Annotated in this window: 30 protein-coding genes; 27 read left to right on the top strand and 3 right to left on the bottom strand. The window is 34.0% G+C overall.

All coding sequences use genetic code 11. The features are described 5' to 3' along the window. Positions 1 to 16: 16 nt before the first annotated feature. The 26 genes from DZ64_RS0105150 to infA all read left to right on the top strand — a co-directional run bounded on the left by DZ64_RS0105150 (position 17) and on the right by infA (position 13,928). Positions 17 to 1,123 (top strand): ABC transporter permease, encoded by a 1,107-nt coding sequence (locus tag DZ64_RS0105150; protein ID WP_024789692.1) that lies wholly within the window; start codon positions 17 to 19, stop codon positions 1,121 to 1,123. Beyond that, complete coding sequence (locus tag DZ64_RS0105155; RefSeq protein ID WP_024789693.1) at positions 1,120 to 2,199, top strand: ABC transporter permease; 1,080 nt, start codon at positions 1,120 to 1,122, stop codon at positions 2,197 to 2,199. The genes DZ64_RS0105150 and DZ64_RS0105155 overlap by 4 nt, the downstream gene beginning before the upstream one ends. A 56-nt stretch (positions 2,200 to 2,255) precedes the next feature. Then, positions 2,256 to 2,912, top strand: a complete 657-nt coding sequence (locus DZ64_RS0105160) for a TIGR00730 family Rossman fold protein (protein WP_024789694.1) — start codon at positions 2,256 to 2,258, stop codon at positions 2,910 to 2,912. Between the two features lie 311 nt (positions 2,913 to 3,223). Next, on the top strand, positions 3,224 to 3,532 hold the full coding sequence (rpsJ, locus tag DZ64_RS0105165) for a 30S ribosomal protein S10 (protein ID WP_024787530.1): 309 nt from the start codon (positions 3,224 to 3,226) through the stop codon (positions 3,530 to 3,532). A gap of 10 nt (positions 3,533 to 3,542) precedes the next feature. Then, entirely contained in the window at positions 3,543 to 4,118 is a 576-nt protein-coding gene (rplC, locus tag DZ64_RS0105170; protein WP_024789695.1) for a 50S ribosomal protein L3, read from the top strand. Further along, complete coding sequence (rplD, locus tag DZ64_RS0105175; protein WP_024789696.1) at positions 4,115 to 4,699, top strand: 50S ribosomal protein L4; 585 nt, start codon at positions 4,115 to 4,117, stop codon at positions 4,697 to 4,699. Before rplC ends, rplD begins: the two co-directional genes overlap by 4 nt. A gap of 2 nt (positions 4,700 to 4,701) precedes the next feature. Next, the gene (locus DZ64_RS0105180; protein WP_024789697.1) at positions 4,702 to 4,983 is read left to right on the top strand and encodes a 50S ribosomal protein L23; all 282 of its coding nucleotides are present in this window, start codon (positions 4,702 to 4,704) and stop codon (positions 4,981 to 4,983) included. 10 nt (positions 4,984 to 4,993) lie between these two features. Continuing rightward, complete coding sequence (gene rplB / locus DZ64_RS0105185; protein ID WP_024787534.1) at positions 4,994 to 5,818, top strand: 50S ribosomal protein L2; 825 nt, start codon at positions 4,994 to 4,996, stop codon at positions 5,816 to 5,818. Positions 5,819 to 5,827: 9 nt separating this feature from the next. After that, positions 5,828 to 6,109 (top strand): 30S ribosomal protein S19, encoded by a 282-nt coding sequence (gene rpsS, locus DZ64_RS0105190; RefSeq protein WP_024787535.1) that lies wholly within the window; start codon positions 5,828 to 5,830, stop codon positions 6,107 to 6,109. Between the two features lie 9 nt (positions 6,110 to 6,118). Next, on the top strand, positions 6,119 to 6,439 hold the full coding sequence (gene rplV, locus DZ64_RS0105195) for a 50S ribosomal protein L22 (protein ID WP_035003134.1): 321 nt from the start codon (positions 6,119 to 6,121) through the stop codon (positions 6,437 to 6,439). After that, positions 6,439 to 7,158 (top strand): 30S ribosomal protein S3, encoded by a 720-nt coding sequence (rpsC, locus tag DZ64_RS0105200; protein WP_024789698.1) that lies wholly within the window; start codon positions 6,439 to 6,441, stop codon positions 7,156 to 7,158. Before rplV ends, rpsC begins: the two co-directional genes overlap by 1 nt. Then, positions 7,136 to 7,561: a 50S ribosomal protein L16 gene (rplP, locus tag DZ64_RS0105205; protein WP_024787538.1), complete on the top strand. Its 426-nt coding sequence runs from the start codon at positions 7,136 to 7,138 to the stop codon at positions 7,559 to 7,561. The genes rpsC and rplP overlap by 23 nt, the downstream gene beginning before the upstream one ends. After that, positions 7,548 to 7,754, top strand: coding sequence for a 50S ribosomal protein L29 (gene rpmC / locus DZ64_RS0105210; protein WP_024787539.1), 207 nt, complete (start codon positions 7,548 to 7,550; stop codon positions 7,752 to 7,754). Before rplP ends, rpmC begins: the two co-directional genes overlap by 14 nt. Next, the gene (gene rpsQ / locus DZ64_RS0105215) at positions 7,754 to 7,999 is read left to right on the top strand and encodes a 30S ribosomal protein S17 (protein WP_024789699.1); all 246 of its coding nucleotides are present in this window, start codon (positions 7,754 to 7,756) and stop codon (positions 7,997 to 7,999) included. Before rpmC ends, rpsQ begins: the two co-directional genes overlap by 1 nt. Positions 8,000 to 8,001: 2 nt before the next feature. Beyond that, a complete protein-coding gene (rplN, locus tag DZ64_RS0105220) occupies positions 8,002 to 8,370 on the top strand; it encodes a 50S ribosomal protein L14 (RefSeq protein ID WP_024789700.1) in 369 nt (122 codons plus the stop codon). Further along, positions 8,370 to 8,621, top strand: coding sequence for a 50S ribosomal protein L24 (gene rplX / locus DZ64_RS0105225; RefSeq protein ID WP_024789701.1), 252 nt, complete (start codon positions 8,370 to 8,372; stop codon positions 8,619 to 8,621). The genes rplN and rplX overlap by 1 nt, the downstream gene beginning before the upstream one ends. A gap of 3 nt (positions 8,622 to 8,624) precedes the next feature. Further along, positions 8,625 to 9,179, top strand: coding sequence for a 50S ribosomal protein L5 (gene rplE / locus DZ64_RS0105230; protein WP_024789702.1), 555 nt, complete (start codon positions 8,625 to 8,627; stop codon positions 9,177 to 9,179). Then, complete coding sequence (locus DZ64_RS0105235) at positions 9,172 to 9,357, top strand: type Z 30S ribosomal protein S14 (protein ID WP_024787544.1); 186 nt, start codon at positions 9,172 to 9,174, stop codon at positions 9,355 to 9,357. Before rplE ends, DZ64_RS0105235 begins: the two co-directional genes overlap by 8 nt. A gap of 12 nt (positions 9,358 to 9,369) precedes the next feature. Next, positions 9,370 to 9,765: a 30S ribosomal protein S8 gene (gene rpsH / locus DZ64_RS0105240; protein WP_024787545.1), complete on the top strand. Its 396-nt coding sequence runs from the start codon at positions 9,370 to 9,372 to the stop codon at positions 9,763 to 9,765. Positions 9,766 to 9,776: 11 nt separating this feature from the next. Next, complete coding sequence (gene rplF / locus DZ64_RS0105245) at positions 9,777 to 10,316, top strand: 50S ribosomal protein L6 (protein ID WP_024789703.1); 540 nt, start codon at positions 9,777 to 9,779, stop codon at positions 10,314 to 10,316. A 9-nt stretch (positions 10,317 to 10,325) separates the two neighbouring features. Beyond that, on the top strand, positions 10,326 to 10,691 hold the full coding sequence (rplR, locus tag DZ64_RS0105250) for a 50S ribosomal protein L18 (protein ID WP_024789704.1): 366 nt from the start codon (positions 10,326 to 10,328) through the stop codon (positions 10,689 to 10,691). A 9-nt stretch (positions 10,692 to 10,700) separates the two neighbouring features. Further along, the gene (rpsE, locus tag DZ64_RS0105255) at positions 10,701 to 11,177 is read left to right on the top strand and encodes a 30S ribosomal protein S5 (protein WP_024789705.1); all 477 of its coding nucleotides are present in this window, start codon (positions 10,701 to 10,703) and stop codon (positions 11,175 to 11,177) included. A gap of 2 nt (positions 11,178 to 11,179) precedes the next feature. After that, positions 11,180 to 11,572 (top strand): 50S ribosomal protein L15, encoded by a 393-nt coding sequence (gene rplO / locus DZ64_RS0105260; RefSeq protein ID WP_024789706.1) that lies wholly within the window; start codon positions 11,180 to 11,182, stop codon positions 11,570 to 11,572. A 4-nt stretch (positions 11,573 to 11,576) separates the two neighbouring features. Continuing rightward, entirely contained in the window at positions 11,577 to 12,836 is a 1,260-nt protein-coding gene (gene secY, locus DZ64_RS0105265; RefSeq protein ID WP_024789707.1) for a preprotein translocase subunit SecY, read from the top strand. 115 nt (positions 12,837 to 12,951) lie between these two features. Beyond that, positions 12,952 to 13,710: a type I methionyl aminopeptidase gene (map, locus tag DZ64_RS0105270; protein WP_024789708.1), complete on the top strand. Its 759-nt coding sequence runs from the start codon at positions 12,952 to 12,954 to the stop codon at positions 13,708 to 13,710. Then, positions 13,710 to 13,928 (top strand): translation initiation factor IF-1, encoded by a 219-nt coding sequence (gene infA, locus DZ64_RS0105275; RefSeq protein ID WP_024787552.1) that lies wholly within the window; start codon positions 13,710 to 13,712, stop codon positions 13,926 to 13,928. The genes map and infA overlap by 1 nt, the downstream gene beginning before the upstream one ends. Before the next feature lie 75 nt (positions 13,929 to 14,003). Here the strand turns inward: infA and DZ64_RS0105280 are convergent, their stop codons facing one another. From DZ64_RS0105280 to nadA, 3 genes are read right to left on the bottom strand one after another with little or no spacing between them, the layout of a single operon-like run. After that, on the bottom strand, positions 14,004 to 14,822 hold the full coding sequence (locus DZ64_RS0105280) for a PhoH family protein (protein ID WP_024789709.1): 819 nt from the start codon (positions 14,820 to 14,822) through the stop codon (positions 14,004 to 14,006). 48 nt (positions 14,823 to 14,870) lie between these two features. Further along, positions 14,871 to 15,689, bottom strand: a complete 819-nt coding sequence (gene nadC / locus DZ64_RS0105285) for a carboxylating nicotinate-nucleotide diphosphorylase (protein ID WP_051430036.1) — start codon at positions 15,687 to 15,689, stop codon at positions 14,871 to 14,873. A 5-nt stretch (positions 15,690 to 15,694) separates the two neighbouring features. Continuing rightward, on the bottom strand, positions 15,695 to 16,666 hold the full coding sequence (gene nadA, locus DZ64_RS0105290; RefSeq protein WP_024789711.1) for a quinolinate synthase NadA: 972 nt from the start codon (positions 16,664 to 16,666) through the stop codon (positions 15,695 to 15,697). Positions 16,667 to 16,782: 116 nt separating this feature from the next. On the opposite strand from nadA, the gene plsY reads away from it, so the two are divergent. Further along, positions 16,783 to 17,391, top strand: coding sequence for a glycerol-3-phosphate 1-O-acyltransferase PlsY (plsY, locus tag DZ64_RS0105295; RefSeq protein ID WP_024787556.1), 609 nt, complete (start codon positions 16,783 to 16,785; stop codon positions 17,389 to 17,391). Positions 17,392 to 17,478 lie beyond the last annotated feature (87 nt).

A 17,478-nucleotide genomic window follows, 5' to 3' on the forward strand; every position in this document is an offset into this window, starting at 1 on the left:
ATATTGAAGGAAGTTAATGAATATAGGGGTAATTAGGGCTTACATATTAAATGAGTTCAAAGATTTAATAAGAAGCAAAATGATATTTATGGTTTATTTGGTGCCTTTGATGATACTTATTTTGTTCGGTTACGGCATTAAAATGAATGTAAAACATGCGCGAAGTGTGGTGGTTGACTATGATAAAAGTAAAATTTCACTTGAGCTTATTTCAAAAATGAAAAATTCCCAGTATTTTAAACTATTACCGAAAATGAGTGAAAAAGAAGCTCTAAAACAAATGAAAATAGGAAAAATTGATATGATTTTTATTATTCCCCCCTCATTTGAAAAAAATATTTTGAAAAACCAAAAAACTGGGATCGGGGTTTTTATAGACGGTGCATATCCTATGAGGGCTCTCACTATGCAAAGTTATGCCGAGGGGTTGATTTTCGACACAGCTAAAAGTTTAAATCCTAATTTAAAAAATTTAATAACTATTAATCAAAGAATGCTTTTTAACCAGTCTCTAAAAGACGCAAATGCAATAGTCCCGGGGTTAATAGGGCTTATTTTATTGGTTGCGCCTGCAATTTTGGCTGCACTTTTGATTGTAAAGGAAAAAGAAGAAGGGACTATTTTTAATTTTTATTCATCTCCTGTAGGGAAAATAGATTTTTTAATAGCAAAATTAACGTCTGTGTTTTTTTTGCATTCATTTAATATATTTAATCTTTTTTTAGTGGCTGTTTATATTTTTAAAGTTCCTTTTAAAGGCAATTTTTTAATTTATTTTTTTTCAAGCGAAATATATATTTTAATATCTCTGGGAATAGGGCTTTTGGTAAGTATAGTCTCTTCAAGACAGATTGTGGCTCTTGTTCTTACCATTATTATTACCATAATTCCAGGATTTTTATATTCCGGAATGCTTATGCCCATCTCCTCTATGAAAGGGGAGTCGTATATTGAAGCCCATCTGTTTCCGGTAATGTATTATAACCATCTGGTTTATGATACATTTTTGATAGGTCAGGGTTTCGGTTCTTTTAAAAACATATTCTATTTTTGTATCTTAATTGTTTATGCTGTTGTTTTACTGATTCTTGGAAGATTGTTTTTGAAAAAAGGTCTGAAATGAAACAGTTTTTGAGTATCTTCAGTAAGGAAATTTTAAGCTTTTTAAGAAATGTAGGGCTTGTGGCGGTGGTTTTGTATTCTTTTACCTTTGATATTTATATTGCGGGAAACGGAATTCAGGTAAAACCGAGAAATGTATCTATAGGATATGTGGATTATTCGGGAGGTGTTGTTTCTAAAAAAATTCTCTCACATCTGCATAAACCGGAATTTAAAACACCGGTTATTTTTAAATCTCAAAAAGAGTTAAGTGATGCGATTTTTAACAAAAAAATAATGGTCGGAATTGTGTTTGATAATAATTTCGAAAAAAATATTTATAAAAGCAGGACTGCTAAAATAAATGTATTAATTGATTCCACTGCGGCAAGCCAGGCTTATGTAACGCTTAGTTACCTTCAAAATATAATTTTAAATATGAGCAATATAAAATTACCCGTTGATTTGGCCATACATAAACTTTTTAACCAAAACAGTAATTCAAAATGGTTTATGGCTTTTACCGAGCTTTTATCCGTAATTACATTGCTTGGGGTGATATTAAGCGCAATGGTTTTTGTAAAGGAAAAAGAAGACGGTACATGGGATATTATGCTTTTAATGCCGGTTAGTTCCAAACTTATTATTTTTGCAAAAATATTTTCTCAAGTTGTTATTTTGCTTGGAGGTGTTATTTTAGCATTTGGTTTTGTAATTTTTGGCGTTTTTAACGCACCGATGAACGGAAGTTTTTTTGATTTTTTAATATTAACTCTTCTTTATTCCATAACGGCGGCGGGACTCGGGCTTTTTATCGCTGCAATCAGCGAAAGCGCTTTGCAGGTGGGGCAGTATTCCATGCTCATAATGATGCCTCTTATTTTCTTGAGCGGTGCATGGACACCTATTTATGCTATGCATCCAATATTGCAGTTTTTATCTTTGTTTTCTCCTTTAAGGTATTATATCGAGGGAAGTGAAAGTATAATGTTTAGAGGCGCTGATATGATTCATTTATGGCAATTTTATGCGGCGCTTACATTTTTGGGTATTATTTTATTTATATACGGGTACAGAAAAATGGGAAGACTGTTTTAAAATTAAAAGTGTAAAGTTGAAAGTGAAAAATGATAAATATTGTGAGAAGGTAAAAAATGAAAGATATACAAAAAGAGTTTCTGGATAACCGTAATCCTACAAAAGATTTGTGGAGGATGTTCAGGGTAATAAGTGATTTTACAGATGCCTTTGAAGAACTTGACGATCTGCCTCCCGGAATTTCTATATTTGGTAGTGCAAGGGAAAAACCAGGTAGTTATTATTATGAAAAAGCTACTGAAATATCAAAGAAACTGAGCGGTTTAGGATATGCGATAATTACAGGAGGCGGTCCTGGTATTATGGAAGCTGCAAATAAGGGAGCAAAAATAAGTGTTGGGCTTAATATTCTTTTGCCTCACGAACAAGTTACCAATCCTTATGTAAAAATACCTCTTAAATTCAGATATTTTTTTACAAGAAAAGTGACATTTTTAAAATATAGTGTAGGTACTGTTATGATGCCGGGAGGTTATGGGACTTTGGATGAATTAAGCGAAGTTTTAACACTTGCGCAAACAGGCAGAATGAGCCAGATTCCAATTGTTTTTTTCGGCACTGAATATTATAAGCCACTTTTGGATTTTTTTGATAAGATGCTTGAATATAAACATATTGATAAAAAAGATTTAGACTTATTTATTGTTACAGATGATGTAGACGAGGCGGTTGAATATATATATAATAATGCTATAAAGCCTAATGTTAAGTAGCCACGTTCCAAGTGGACAAGCTTTTAGTATTAAAGTGAGTAGTGAGTAGTGAGTTGTCAAGAGCCCAACTGACCAAGTGAAGAGTTAAAAATGAGCCCTGCTCATCTGGCTGCTTGAAAAGCGGCCATGATGGAAAGTAAAAATTCAAAATAAATTTTATGTTTTTTTATTATTGAACTAGAACCTATACCGACTTTTCCTTTAAAAAAGGAAAAATTAACCTATTTTTATCTTGTAAAATCCCATAAAATCGTTTATAATTTCATTCCAAAATGCGTGGAAAAACCACGAGATCTTTAAAAAGGAAGAAAATGGAAAAAATCAGAATTAAACTTCAAGCATATGATCACAGAGTGCTTGATAAAGCCGTTGGAATAATTACTGACGCTATTAAAAGAACTGGAGCTGAAGTAAAGGGACCAATACCGTTACCTACAAAAATCAGAAGATATACAGTATTAAGATCACCTCATGTCAATAAAGATTCTAGAGAGCAATTTGAAATTAGAATTCACAGAAGACTTGTTGATGTTGTGAACGCATCGCCTGAAACTGTAGACCAATTAATGAAATTAGAATTGGCGCCAGAGGTTGATGTAGAAGTTAGGGCATTAAGTTAAGGAGAATTGAATGGAATTTATAGTTGAAAAAATAGGAATGAGTAGGACAGTATCAATCCCGAGTATTCCGGTTACTTTATTAAAAATTGTTCCAGCTAAGGTTTGTGAAATAAAAGAAGACAAAGCATTGGTTGCTTATGCTAATGGAAAAAAAATAAATAAAGCACTTGAAGGTATGCAGAAAAAATATGGACTTTCAAAAGAATTTAACAGATTTGCAGAACTTAAAGTTGCAAATACAGAGCCTGGGGATTTAACAATAGATCCTTTAAAAGAAGCTAAAAAAGTAAAACTTACTTTTAAAAGTAAAGGTAGGGGATTTGCCGGTGTAATTAAAAGACACGGATTTGCAGGAGGTCCGGGAGGACACGGAAGTAGATTCCACAGAGCTCCGGGTTCAATCGGTAACTGTGAATGGCCTGGACGTGTTCAGCCGGGACAAAAAATGCCGGGACATTACGGAAACAAAAACGTAACAGTTAACGCTGAAGTAGTTGAATTTGATGAAAATATGGGCGTACTTGTTATTAAAGGAAGTGTTCCAGGGGCCAATGGAAGTTTAGGAAAAGTAAGGATTGTGAAATGAGTGAAATTACAAAAATAACAAATTTACCGGAAGATTTTAAAGGTATCAATCCGCATAACCTTTATTTATATGTAAAAGCATACCTTGCCAATCAAAGGGCAGGTACTGCTCATACAAAAACAAGAGGAGAAGTTAGCGGCGGCGGTAAAAAACCGTTTAGACAAAAAGGTTTAGGCAGAGCCAGACAGGGAAGTATCAGAGCACCTCAATTTACAGGCGGCGGTGTGGCTCACGGACCAAGAAACGAAAGAGACTGGTCACAAAAATTAAATAAAAAACAAAAAAGAGTGGCTCTTAAATATGCTTTAAATGAAAAAGCAAATGAGGAAAAACTTTATGTTGTTGATTCGATTAAAATTGAGTCAGGAAAAACAAAAGATGCTGTAAAATGGCTAAGTAATTTAAATGAAAGAGACTATTTAATAGTAGTTGACGAAATGGATGAAAATACATTTTTAGCATTCAGAAACATTCCAAACGTATATATTATTACACCAGAAGAATTAAATGCATATTATGCAAGCGTTTTTAAATCAATTATTTTTGATAAAGCGGCTTACGAAAAAGTTATAAAGGGCTAAAGATGGCTGATATTACAGATATTAAATCAATAGTTTATACTGAAAAAGCACTAAACTTGCAAGAAGATGGTGTTTTAGTAGTTCAAACTACACCAAAAGTAACTAAAAACCAATTAAAAACTATTTTTAAAGAATATTTCGGTGTAACACCGTTAAAAGTGAATTCACTTAGACAAAAAGGTAAAGTTAAGAGATTTAAAGGGATAACAGGTAAAAAATCGGATTTCAAAAAATTCTATGTAAAATTACCTGAAGATGCAAAACTTGAAAGCCTAAGTGTATAAAGGAAATACTATGGGAATTAAAACATACAAACCGTATACACCGTCAAGAAGATTTATGAGTTCGCTTGATAACAGCGACATAACTTCTAAACCAACGGTAAAAAAATTACTAATTAAATTGCCGGCCAAAGCCGGGAGAAACAATCAAGGTAGAATTACATCAAGACACAGACAGGCAGGAGCTAAAAAACTATATAGAATTATCGATTTCAAAAGAAATAAATTCGGAGTTCCTGGAAAAGTTACAACAATTGAATACGATCCGTACAGAAATTGTAGAATCTGCTTAATCACTTATGCTGACGGGGATAAAAGATATATTATTCAACCTGAAGGGCTAAAAATCGGAGATACTGTAATTGCTGCGGAAGCAGGACTTGATATATTGCCAGGAAATGCAATGAAGCTTAAAAACATTCCGGTGGGTACTGTGGTTCACAATATAGAACTTAAACCCGGAAAAGGCGGTCAAATTGCAAGAGCCGCAGGAAACAGCTGCCAAATTATGGGTAGGGAAGAAAAATATGTAATTGTGAGATTACCTAGCGGCGAAATGAGAAAAATTTTAGGAGAATGTATGGCAACTATCGGTGTTGTCGGAAATGCCGATTATCAAAATATCACTGTAGGTAAAGCAGGTAGAAGCAGACACAAAGGTATCAGACCTCAAACAAGAGGTATTGCCATGAACCCGGTTGATCATCCACACGGTGGTGGTGAAGGTAGAAGCAAAGGTAACCATCCTGTAACACCTTGGGGAATGCCTACTAAAGGTTTCAAAACAAGAAAGAAAAAACAAAGTGACAAATACATCATTTCAAGAAGAAAGAAATAAGGATAAACGATGGCAAGAAGCACTAAAAAAGGTCCTTTTGTTGATGAACATTTAATGAAAAAAGTTTTAAAAGCAAAAGAAGAAAAAAATCCAAAACCAATTAAAACCTGGTCAAGAAGAAGTACAATTGTTCCGGAAATGATTGGACTTACAATCAATGTACACAATGGTAGAGACTTTGTCCCTGTTTATGTTACTGAAAGACATATCGGTTTTAAACTTGGTGAGTTTGCGCCGACCAGAACTTTCAGAGGGCACAAAGGTTCTGTTCAAAAGAAAATAGGTAAGTAAGGATAGGTGATGAGTAAAGCAGTATTAAAATTTATAAGACTTTCACCAACTAAAGCAAGATTAATAGCAAAAGAAATTCAGGGATTAAATGCTGAAGAGGCACTTGCAAAATTAGAATTTATGCCAAACAAAGCTGCAAGAGTAATTGCAAAAGTTGTTGCAAGTGCTGTTGCAAACGGTGGATATGACGCAAACGAAGTTAAAATTACTTCATGCAGAGTTGACAGAGGTCCTTATCTAAAAAGATTCAGACCAAGAGCTAGAGGTATGGCAAGTAAAATTCAAAAACCAACAGCTCATATTTACGTAGAAGTTGAAAAGGAAAGCTAATGGGTCAAAAAACAAATCCTATAGGACTAAGACTTGGAATAAACAGGAACTGGAGAAGTAGATGGTTTATTAACTATAACACTATGCCTGAGAATGTATTAAGTGATTATGAACTTAGAAAATTTCTAAAGAAAAAACTTTATTATGCCGGAATTAGTGATATTATTATCGAAAGAACAGCCAAAAAAATAAGAATTACTATTTTTGCCGCAAAACCAGGAATAATTATCGGCAAAGGCGGAAGCGAAATTGAAGCCTTAAAAAAAGAACTTCAAAATAAAATAGGTGATAAAGAACTTATTTTAAACATTAAAGAAGAAAGAAAACCTCAAATCAGTGCGCAGTTGGCGGCTGAAAATATTGCTACTCAGATAGAAAGAAGGGTGGCATTCAGAAGAGCTATGAAAAAAGCTATTCAAAACGCTTTAAAATCTGGCGCAAAAGGAATTAAAGTTCAGGTTGCCGGAAGATTAAACGGAGCCGAAATGGCAAGAACCGAATGGTATCTTGAAGGCAGGGTTCCTCTTCATACATTAAGAGCGAAAATTGATTACGGTTTTGCCGAGGCTTTAACTACATACGGAATTATTGGCGTTAAAGTCTGGATATTCAAAGGTGAAGTTTTACAAAGAAGAAACCAAGAAGCAGCTTCTATAGAGGAAAGAAAGCCTCAAAGAAGAAGAAAAGGACGAAGACATGTTAATGCCAAAAAGAACTAAATACAGAAAACAACAAAAAGGTAGAAACAAAGGAAAAGCCTATAGAGGAAGTTCTCTTGCATTTGGTACATATGGGTTAAAAGCAACTGAGCTTGGAAGAATTAATTCAAGACAAATTGAAGCCGGAAGGGTTGCACTTACCAGAACAATGAAAAGAACAGGTAAAGTTTGGATTAGAGTATTTCCTGACAAACCTTTAACTTCTAAACCTGTTGGGGTTAGGATGGGTAAAGGTAAAGGTAGCGTGGAAGAGTGGGTTATGAATATTAAACCCGGAAGAATTATTTTCGAACTTACCGGTGTTGATAATGAAACTGCCGTTAGGGCGTTAACTCTTGCAGCTGCAAAATTACCTTTTAAAACAAAAATTATTTCAATGGAGAATGAAAATGAGCTATACTAAATTGAATGTAGCGGATTTGCTTGCAAAGAGTGAAGCGGAATTACAGGAGCTTCTAAAAAATAAAAAAATGGAACTGTTTGAGACAAGAATGAAATTAAAAACTATGCAATTGCAGGACACATCACTTGTTTCTAAAATCAGAAAAGATATCGCAAGAATTAAAACTGCGATGAGACAAAAAAGGGGTAACTAATGCCTAAAAGAATTATTACTGGAAAAGTTATTAAAAAAACTGGTGATAAAACTATAAATGTTTTAGTGGAAAGAAAAGTTTTACATCCAAAATATCATAAAATTGTTAAAAAATTTAAAAAATATCTTGTTCATGATGAAAATAACCAAGCAAATGTTGGTGATGTTGTTAGTGCAATTGAACACAGACCAATTTCCAAAAGAAAATCTTTTGTATTAAAAGAGATTCTTGAAAGAGGAGAATAAGAATGATTCAACCATTTACAAGACTAAAAGTTGCCGATAACAGCGGTGCTAAGGAAATTATGTGTATCAAGGTTTTGGGTGGCTCAAAAAGAAGATATGCCTCAGTAGGCGATATTATCATAGCTTCTGTAAAAAAAGCCATTCCGAACGGAAAAGTTAAAAAAGGTCAGGTTGTAAAAGCAGTAATTGTAAGAACTAATAAAGAAGTTCAAAGAGAAAACGGCTCATTAATCAGATTTGACGATAACGCTGCTGTTGTTATAGATGATAAAAAAGAGCCGGTTGGTACAAGAATTTTTGGTCCTATTGCCAGGGAAGTCAGATATGAAGGTTTCCAAAAAATTACATCACTTGCTCCGGAGGTGCTATAATGGCTGCTAGAAAAAACTTACCTCCTAAATTTAAAATTAAAAAAGGCGACAGCGTAAAAGTAATCGCCGGAGATGACAGAGGTAAAACGGGTGAAGTTTTAAAAGTTATTCCAAAAGAGGCTAAAGTAATAGTTAAAGGTGTGAATATTGTTAAAAAGGCTGTTAAGCCGACTGAAGCTAACCCAAAAGGTGGGTTTGAATATATTGAAAAACCTATTCACATTTCAAACGTAAAAAAAGTAGAAGGCTAAGAGATGTTTGAAGTACAAGAAAAATATTTAAAAGAAGTTAGAGATAAATTGGCTCAAGAGTTTGATATTAAAAATCCAATGCTTATACCTAATATTGAAAAAATAGTGGTTAGTGCCGGTGTGGGCGAAGGTGCCAAAGATAAAAAATTTCTTGAAAGCGTAGCGGATACGCTTACAATAATTACCGGACAAAAAGCTGTAATTACCCCTGCTAAAAAATCAGTAGCGGGATTCAAGGTAAGAGAAGGTATGCCTGTTGGTGTTAAGGTTACACTTAGAGGTGAAATGATGTGGAGTTTTCTTCAAAAACTAATCTCTGTTGCACTTCCAAGAGTTAGAGACTTTAAAGGTGTAAAAAGAGACGGGTTTGACGGAAGAGGAAACTTTAACTTTGGACTTAACGAACAATTGGTATTCACAGAAGTAAATTATGATAGTATTATAAAAGTACACGGTATGAATATTAATATTTCAACAACAACAGAAGATGATAAACTTGCACTTAGAATGCTTGAACTTATCGGATTCCCATTTACAAAAGGAAAAGCAAATGGCTAAAAAGAGTATGATAGCTAAAGCTAAAAGAAAACCAAAATTCAAAGTCAGGGCATATACAAGATGCTCAATTTGCGGTAGAGTACATTCAGTTTACAAAGATTTCGGAATTTGCAGAATTTGTCTTAGAAAAATGGCAAATGAGGGGTTACTCCCTGGTGTTAAAAAAGCTAGTTGGTAAAAGGATGCCAAGATGATGAGTGATATTATTGCAGACGGATTAACAAGAATCAGAAATGCCGCCATGAGGGGCATGGAAGTTACAAAGCTTAACTATTCGCGCCTTATGGAAGATGTTTTAAAAGTTTTTCAGGAAAAAGGCTATATAGAAAGTTTTAAAGTAGTGGAAGACGGTAATAAAAAATTTATAAATGTTACACTTAAATATGATGAAAATGGTAATTCCGTTATTAATGAACTTAAAAAAATATCCAAACCCGGAAGAAGGGTGTATAAAGGTTATGAAGACATTAAAAGATTTAAAAACGGATTCGGAACACTTGTTGTTTCTACCAATAAAGGTGTTTTAGCAAATGATGAAGCCTACAAATTAAAAGTGGGCGGCGAAGTAATCTGTAGTATCTGGTAAGGAGAAAATTTATGAGTAGAATAGGTAAATTGCCCGTAAAGTTAGCTTCTGGCCTTGAAGCTAAGCTTGAAGGGAATAAATTAATTATTAAAAAAGGCCAAGATGAAAAAGTTATAGACACAAAAGGTGTTGTAAAAGTTAATATTGACGGTGATACTATAACAGTTGAACCTGCTAGCGAAAATGACAAATTTGCTAAAGCAATGTGGGGAACAGTAAGAGCGTTAACTAATAATGCCGTTGTAGGATTAACCAAAGGGTTTGAAAAAAAACTTGAAATTAACGGAGTTGGATACAGAGCTGCAGTTAAAGGAAACATTTTAGAATTACAACTTGGATATTCACACCCTATTAATTATGAAATTCCTGACGGAATCACAATTACGGTTGAAAAAAATATAATTACTGTAAAAGGCACAGATAAACAAGAAGTCGGTCAAGTAGCAGCTGAAATCAGAAGCTTCAGAAAACCTGAACCGTATAAAGGTAAAGGTGTTAAATATGTTGATGAAGTTATTATCAGAAAAGCTGGTAAGACAGCTAAAAAATAAGGGTGAGAGATGAGAAGAAGTAAAGAATTAGCAAGAAGAGATTTAAGAAGACTTAAAAGAAAAAGAAAAATCAGAGGTAGAATAAGCGGAACTGCTGAATTGCCAAGAGTCACTTTTTTCAGATCAAACAAATATATAATAGTTCAGGCTATTAATGATGCTGAAGGCAAAACTCTTGTATTTTTAAATACAGCACATTTGGAAAATAAACTTCCGGCTAATATTAACGGAGCTAAAGAAGCGGCAAAAATTTTTGCCCAAAAGTTAAAAGATGCCGGAATCGACAAAGTTGCTTTTGATAGAAACGGATATAAATATCATGGTGTAGTTGCAGCATTTGCAGATACTCTAAGAGAAAATGGAATAAAAGTATAAAGGCGGCAAATGGCTAAATTAAAAGAAGTAATTAAAGATTATAATAAAGAAGAATTTGAAGAAGTAGTTGTTAACGTTGGAAGAATTACTAAAGTTGTTAAAGGTGGTAGAAGATTCAGATTTAACGCTTTGGTAGTCGTTGGAAATAAAAAAGGAATTGTAGGGGTCGGAAACGGTAAAGCCAAGGAAGTTCCTGATGCTATTAAAAAAGCAATTGAAGACGCTTTCAAAAACTTGGTAAAAATTGAAGGTATTCACGGCAATACCATTAATCATGAAGTGGAAATAAAATTCAATTCATCAAAAATTTTATTAAAACCTGCAAGTGAAGGTACAGGACTGATTGCCGGTGGTGCTGTAAGACCTGTACTTGAATTAGTGGGGATTAAAGATATTCTTTCTAAATCACTCGGATCAAACAATGCTCACAATCTTGTAAGGGCTACTCTTGAAGCTCTTAAAGAGATTAAAAGTAAAAAGGCGTAAAGATGGCTCTAAATAACTTAAAACCTGCATGCGGGTCAACACATAAAACAAAAAGAGTTGGACGCGGCCCTGCCAGCGGATACGGAAAAACATCAACAAGAGGACAAAAAGGTCAAAAATCTAGAACAGGTTATAATCAAAAAAGAGGTTTTGAAGGCGGTCAACAGCCGATTCAAAGGAGACTCCCTAAAATAGGCTTTAAAAGTAGAGTTGTAAAACCTCAGGCTATTAATGTAGATAAATTCAGCGCTGTTTTACAATTAGACGAAATTACAATGGAGAGCTTGGCTAAAGTTGTAAAAATAAGAGCTGAAAAAGTAAAATTGATAGGTATAAAAGCAAAAGAACTTAAAGATAAAATAAAAGATAGTAATATTACTACTTCTGGAAAGTAAGGGTATGAATCCTATAGCTAAAAAAATACTTATAACCCTTGGCTTCCTTCTTGTTTACAGAATTTTGGCATATGTGCCGGTTCCAGGGGTAAATTTGGATGTAGTAAAAGATTTTTTTGCAGGTCACCAGCATGACGCATTGGGGCTGCTTAATATGTTCAGCGGTAACGCTGTCAGCAGAATGAGTATTATTGCCCTCGGTGTAATGCCGTATATTACCGCTTCAATTATTATGGAACTTCTTGCAGCAACTTTTCCTAGTTTGGGAGAACTTAAAAAAGACAGTACAGGTTTTCAAAAATATATGAAAATTATAAAATATTCAACCGTTGCAATTGCATTTATTCAGGCAATCGGTATTGCAATAGGACTTTCTCATTTAACCGGTAGAGGCGGAGAAAGCGCTGTTATGATAGATATGAGCTCTTTTGTATTGTTAACTGCATTTTCCATGCTCGGCGGTACTATGTTTTTAGTATGGATTGGTGAGCAGATTACCGATAAAGGTATCGGAAACGGTATAAGTTTAATAATTTTTGCTGGAATTGTAAGCAGAATTCCTTCAGCGATAATGGGAACGCTTAATTTGGTAGATGTCGGAGAGCTTAGCGTAATAGGACTTATTTTTGTTCTAATAATAGTAGTGGCCACTGTGGCGTTTATTATTTATGTGGAACTTGGGGAAAGAAGGGTTCCTATTTCTTATCAGAAAAAAGTGTTGATGCAAAACAGATTTAAAAGGGTTATGAATTATATACCTATTAAAGTAAATTTAAGTGGTGTTATTCCTCCTATCTTTGCGAGTGCGATTTTAATGTTTCCTTTAACCGTTTTAAGCGGAGTTAATAATCCTATTTTGGTATCAATCAGGGATTCATTAAATCCAAACGGGTATTTGTTTCATGTTATTGAATTTTTACTGGTTATATTTTTTGCATATTTTTACGCGTCAATTGTGTTTAATGCAAAAGATATTTCGGAAAACCTTAAAAAACAGGGCGGCTTTATACCTGGAATCAGACCTGGAGAAAGCACGGCTAAATTTTTAAACAGTGTTGCTAATAAACTAACGTTCTGGGGTTCAATGTATTTAGGTGTTATTACCATACTGCCTTGGCTTCTTGTAAAATTAATGGGCGTCAATTTCTATTTTGGAGGGACAGCCGTATTGATTGTTGTTCAGGTGGCAATAGACACTATGAGAAAAATACAGGCCCAGCTTACTATGCAAAAATATGACACTCTTTCAGTTACAGGACTATAATTATATGGAAATTATGAATTTTAGATGTTGGATGTTGGATTATAAATTAGTTCAACATTCAACATTCTTTTTTTAACATTCAAAATTCAACATTTAAAATTTAAAAGAGGAGATAATGGCAGTTATTATTAAAAAACCAAAAGAAATAGAAGAGATTAAAAAACCTGCTAAAATTGTAGGGCAGACTTTAAAACTTTTAAGGGAAAATGCAAAACCGGGAATTACCCCTCTCGAACTTGATAAAATGGCGGAAGATTTTATCAGAAGCAAAAACGCAAGACCTGCTTTTAAAGGTTTATATGATTTTCCAAATGCCGTGTGTATTTCCAGAAACGGTGTTGTAATTCACGGAATACCGGATAATGAACCTTTAAAAGAAGGTGATGTGGTTGGTTTTGATGTCGGGGCCGAACTTAACGGATGGTACGGAGATGCTGCAATAACAGTGGGAATAGGAAAAATAAAAGAAGAATATCAAAGAATGATAGATGTTGCAAAAGGTGCACTCTATCATGCAATTGAAAATATAAAACCGGGTATGAGATATAAACAGATAAGTAAACTTTTAGAAGATTATATAACATCTCACGGATATGTTCCCCTAAAAGGTTACAGCGGTCACGGAATAGGTAGAAAACCTCATGAAGAGCCGCAGATACTAAATTATGTGGAAGGTAAACCGAATCAGGGTGAAAAAGTAAAAAACGGACATGTGTTCTGTCTTGAGCCAATGCTTTGTCATAAAGCCGCAGAGCCGGTTTTGGCGGAAAACGGATGGGATGTATACTGTGAAGATATGGAAGTAGGGGTTCATTATGAACATCAGGTTGCAATAGTTGATAACAAAGCAATAATATTAACGGAGGAGAATTGATGGGAAAAGATGTTTTAGAAGTCGACGGTATAGTTAAAGAAGCACTTCCTAACGCAATGTTTAAAGTTGAACTTGAAGGATTAAAAAAAGAAGTTTTATGCCATATCAGCGGAAAAATAAGAATGAATTATATAAAAATTGTCCCGGGGGATAAAGTAAAAGTCGAAATTAACCCGTACAGTCTTGATAAGGGGAGAATTACTTATAGATACAAATAAGTTAAAAGTTAAAAATGTAAAGTGTAAAGTTTAAGAAATAGATTAATTTTTCATTTTTAACTTTACACTTTTCACTTATTCTGTAAGTTTCATAGCCAATTCTGTAAGCTTGTTTCTGTATATATTTTTAAGTTCCACCCAGGCCAATGCTTCGTGGGGAAGTAATTGTTGAAGCCTGTATAAGCCGCTGTCCTGTTTTGAGATAGTGGAATATGTCTGATAAATGTCCCCGAGTAAAAAAAGTTTGCTTCCTTCGCTCATTCTGCTTAAAATCATACTCATATATTCTCTTGTAATAAGCTGCACCTCATCCACTATTAAAATTTCATTCTCCAAGATAGATATTCCCTGTATCATATTAAGAGGAATTATTTCAAATTTTTCAAAAAAAAGCTGGGTTTTAATGGAATCATAATTTAAGCCTTTTGCATCTTTATAGATATAATTCAAGGCACTTAAAAACCCCCCTGCCCATTCAAGCATTTTTTCATCTTTGCTTCCTGGTAGAAAACCTATGTCATAAGCAGAACTGATTCCTATAGGAGGGCGGGTTATGAATATTTTTCGTTTACTTTGGTTTAAAGCCATTGCAGTTGCAATCAGAGTTTTTCCGCTTCCGAACCTGCCTGTGATTAAAGAAGCATCACTTTCTTTCATGGCATATGCCGCACATTTTTGATAAATATCTTTCGGCTCGATTATACCGGCGTTTTTAATTCTTATTTTACTGGTTTCAGGAATGTTATCTATTCTTTCGATTCCTTTATTTGGATTATAACAGTATGCCAAATCCCTTATTTTATCGTTTGTAATTACAAAATCCCAGGGTTTTAATTCATAATTAAATTTTTCTTTAATATATTTTTTAAATTCATCGGGTTCTTTAACTCCCAAAAAATGTCCAAATTCAAAATTTTTATCTTCTATTAAAATATTCTCTCCTTATCTTATTTTCATAGAGAAATCTTTAAACACCGCATGATGAATTACAGCCCCGCTGCTTATGGCGTCAACCCCCGTTTCAATAAATTTATCAATGTTTTCAAGCGTTACATTTCCGCTCACTTCTATTAAAACAAGTGGGAAATTTTTATTTCTGAATAATACAACCTCTTTTATTTCCTCATATTTCATATTGTCGCACATTACAATATCGGCTTTAGCCTCCATCGCTTCTTTTGCCATTTTAACAGATGCGCATTCGACTTCTATTTTTGTTGTAAAAGGTATTATGTTTTTTGCTTTGTCAATTGCTTCTTTAATGGATGAAAAAAGGGCTAAATGTGTGTCTTTTAGCATCAGGCAGTCATCAAGTCCGAGTCTATGGTTTGTAATCCCTCCACAGCTGGCTGCATATTTTTCAAAAATTCTTAAGTTAGGTCTTGTTTTTCTTGTGTCGAGTATTTTTACTTTGTTATCTGTTTTTTTTGCAAATTCATAGGCATTGCTTGCTATTCCGCTGGCGTGTTGGAGAATATTCAGCATTGTCCTTTCAATTGAGAGCACATCTTTTGCATTTCCGTAAACTTCAAAAATAATATCCTTGTTTTTATAAAAATCTCCGTCTTCATAGAAAAAATTAAATTTTACATCAGCAATTTCACTAAAATATTTTATATATTCAAGTCCGGCAATAACCCCTTCGCTTTTTGATTTAACAAAAGCATTTGCAACTCCACTAATTAAACTTCTTGCCAAATCCCCCCTTCCTATATCTTCATTGAGAGAGCTTTTTAAAAAATCGATTATTTGATGTTTCATTAAATTCATGACAGCTCCATCATTCTTTCAAGTGCTTTTTTTGCATCTTTTGCTATATTTTCTTCGACTTCAATTTTATTATATCCTCTGCCTTCATCAATTGCTTTTAATAAATTATATAAACTCTCGATTGTGGTTTCGTTCATGCTCGGACATTCCGGTTTTGTAGAACTTAATATATATATATTTGGGTTTATGTTTTTTTTAAGCCAGTTTACAAAATTTGCTTCTGTACCTATTGCTATTTTTTCGGTGGAATGGGCTTTGACATATTCTAAAATCTGGGAGGTGCTTCCGGCGAAATCGGCCATTTTTACCACTTCCGGCTGGCATTCAGGATGAACTGCTATTTTAATATCGGGATATTTTTCTTTAAAAAATTCAATATGTTCGGGCATAAAAAGCTGATGAACGGAGCAGTGTCCGTTAAAACATATTATATCTGCTTCCTGCCAGTTTTTTTCACCTATTGTTTTTGCTGTTTTGTTTAATTTTTTGGCTGTGTTTGTTCCAAGATTTTTATCCGGCAGAAAGAAAATTTTTTTGTTTTTACTTAATGCCCATTTTATAATTTTTTGACTGTTTGAGCTTGTACAGGTTAGTCCGCCTTCTCTTGCAACAATGGCTTTTGTTTTTGCCGTGGAATTTATATAAGTGATGGGAATAAAATCAATTTCGTTTTCTTTTAACATTTTCATATTGTTTTCCACAACGCCCTCCTCGGCCATTCTTGCCATGGAGCAGTCAGCAAGTTTTGGCATATATACATCAATATCGGGGTTTAGTATTTTTGCACTTTCCCCCATAAATTTTACCCCGCAAAAAACAAGCGGGTTTTTAATATTGGCTGTTTTTTTAGCAAGGGCTAAACTGTCACCCGTTAAATCGGCCAGTTCAAAAATTTCTTTTTTTTCATAAAAATGGGCGGCAATAGTAATATTATGTTTTTCTTTTAATTTTTTAATTTCTTCAACCATTAAATCCCTTTTTGTATTATTTTATCAAAAAAAGTTTATTTTAGTATAATTGCATAAAAATAGTGAGTGGTGAGAGTGAGTAATGAGTTGCCAAGTTTTAAGTAAAAAGGAAAAAAATGCATAATTTATTATGGTATTTAGCGGCATATTTAATTGGAGGTGTTCCTTTTGGATATTTAATAGCTAAATATTTTGCGGGTATTAATATAAAAGAGCATGGTAGTGGAAATATAGGGGCTACCAATGTTTTGAGGGTTTTGAAAGAGGTTGATCCGAATAAAGCCAAAAAACTTGCGGGTTTGACGCTGTTTTTAGATGCTTTTAAGGGTGTGTTTGTAATACTTCTGGCTAAATTTTCAGGGGTTTGTGACGCCACACTTTGGGCAATAGCCGTAATTGTCGTAATAGGACACTGTTTTTCCCCTTATTTAAAATTTGAAGGGGGTAAAGGGGTTGCGACTACCGCCGGCGCTTTGCTTGTTTTGGTTCCAAAAGCTGTATTGGTGGGATTAATTGTCTGGTTTATTATGGCGAAAACAGTGAAAATATCTTCTCTTAGTTCTTTAACCGGTATATTGGCGGGAATTTTTAGCTGTTATATTTTGTATCCGGATTTATCTATCCGCTCCTATTCCCCTTTATGGATAATTGCTTTTATAATAATTTATAAACATAAAACAAATATATACAGGCTTATTACCGGTCAGGAAAAAAGAGTGGTTTAGAAAGTGAGTAGTGAGTTGTGAGCTGTGAGTTGTGAGTTGTGACTGTGAAGCGAATTACGCTCACCTGGCCGTTTGAAAAACGGCTAT

It is taken from the genome of Lebetimonas sp. JH292, from assembly GCF_000523275.1.
In the GTDB taxonomy this organism is placed as follows: Bacteria; Campylobacterota; Campylobacteria; order Campylobacterales; family Nautiliaceae; genus Lebetimonas.

Excerpts from the sequence above, each read along its gene's own strand:
- rplO (WP_024789706.1), top strand. The coding sequence starts at position 11,180 with ATGGCTCTAAATAACTTAAAACCTGCATGCGGGTCAACACATAAAACA.
- rplF (WP_024789703.1), top strand. The coding sequence starts at position 9,777 with ATGAGTAGAATAGGTAAATTGCCCGTAAAGTTAGCTTCTGGCCTTGAA.
- rpsE (WP_024789705.1), top strand. The coding sequence starts at position 10,701 with ATGGCTAAATTAAAAGAAGTAATTAAAGATTATAATAAAGAAGAATTT.
- rplV (WP_035003134.1), top strand. The coding sequence starts at position 6,119 with ATGAGTAAAGCAGTATTAAAATTTATAAGACTTTCACCAACTAAAGCA.
- rplN (WP_024789700.1), top strand. The coding sequence starts at position 8,002 with ATGATTCAACCATTTACAAGACTAAAAGTTGCCGATAACAGCGGTGCT.
- rplC (WP_024789695.1), top strand. The coding sequence starts at position 3,543 with ATGGAATTTATAGTTGAAAAAATAGGAATGAGTAGGACAGTATCAATC.
- DZ64_RS0105180 (WP_024789697.1), top strand. The coding sequence starts at position 4,702 with ATGGCTGATATTACAGATATTAAATCAATAGTTTATACTGAAAAAGCA.
- infA (WP_024787552.1), top strand. The coding sequence starts at position 13,710 with ATGGGAAAAGATGTTTTAGAAGTCGACGGTATAGTTAAAGAAGCACTT.
- plsY (WP_024787556.1), top strand. The coding sequence starts at position 16,783 with ATGCATAATTTATTATGGTATTTAGCGGCATATTTAATTGGAGGTGTT.
- rplP (WP_024787538.1), top strand. The coding sequence starts at position 7,136 with ATGTTAATGCCAAAAAGAACTAAATACAGAAAACAACAAAAAGGTAGA.
- rpmC (WP_024787539.1), top strand. The coding sequence starts at position 7,548 with ATGAGCTATACTAAATTGAATGTAGCGGATTTGCTTGCAAAGAGTGAA.
- rplX (WP_024789701.1), top strand. The coding sequence starts at position 8,370 with ATGGCTGCTAGAAAAAACTTACCTCCTAAATTTAAAATTAAAAAAGGC.
- rpsH (WP_024787545.1), top strand. The coding sequence starts at position 9,370 with ATGATGAGTGATATTATTGCAGACGGATTAACAAGAATCAGAAATGCC.
- nadA (WP_024789711.1), bottom strand. The coding sequence starts at position 16,666 with ATGGTTGAAGAAATTAAAAAATTAAAAGAAAAACATAATATTACTATT.
- DZ64_RS0105235 (WP_024787544.1), top strand. The coding sequence starts at position 9,172 with ATGGCTAAAAAGAGTATGATAGCTAAAGCTAAAAGAAAACCAAAATTC.
- rpsQ (WP_024789699.1), top strand. The coding sequence starts at position 7,754 with ATGCCTAAAAGAATTATTACTGGAAAAGTTATTAAAAAAACTGGTGAT.
- rpsC (WP_024789698.1), top strand. The coding sequence starts at position 6,439 with ATGGGTCAAAAAACAAATCCTATAGGACTAAGACTTGGAATAAACAGG.
- DZ64_RS0105150 (WP_024789692.1), top strand. The coding sequence starts at position 17 with ATGAATATAGGGGTAATTAGGGCTTACATATTAAATGAGTTCAAAGAT.
- nadC (WP_051430036.1), bottom strand. The coding sequence starts at position 15,689 with ATGAAACATCAAATAATCGATTTTTTAAAAAGCTCTCTCAATGAAGAT.
- DZ64_RS0105155 (WP_024789693.1), top strand. The coding sequence starts at position 1,120 with ATGAAACAGTTTTTGAGTATCTTCAGTAAGGAAATTTTAAGCTTTTTA.
- DZ64_RS0105160 (WP_024789694.1), top strand. The coding sequence starts at position 2,256 with ATGAAAGATATACAAAAAGAGTTTCTGGATAACCGTAATCCTACAAAA.
- rplD (WP_024789696.1), top strand. The coding sequence starts at position 4,115 with ATGAGTGAAATTACAAAAATAACAAATTTACCGGAAGATTTTAAAGGT.
- rplE (WP_024789702.1), top strand. The coding sequence starts at position 8,625 with ATGTTTGAAGTACAAGAAAAATATTTAAAAGAAGTTAGAGATAAATTG.
- map (WP_024789708.1), top strand. The coding sequence starts at position 12,952 with ATGGCAGTTATTATTAAAAAACCAAAAGAAATAGAAGAGATTAAAAAA.
- rpsS (WP_024787535.1), top strand. The coding sequence starts at position 5,828 with ATGGCAAGAAGCACTAAAAAAGGTCCTTTTGTTGATGAACATTTAATG.
- rpsJ (WP_024787530.1), top strand. The coding sequence starts at position 3,224 with ATGGAAAAAATCAGAATTAAACTTCAAGCATATGATCACAGAGTGCTT.
- rplB (WP_024787534.1), top strand. The coding sequence starts at position 4,994 with ATGGGAATTAAAACATACAAACCGTATACACCGTCAAGAAGATTTATG.
- rplR (WP_024789704.1), top strand. The coding sequence starts at position 10,326 with ATGAGAAGAAGTAAAGAATTAGCAAGAAGAGATTTAAGAAGACTTAAA.
- secY (WP_024789707.1), top strand. The coding sequence starts at position 11,577 with ATGAATCCTATAGCTAAAAAAATACTTATAACCCTTGGCTTCCTTCTT.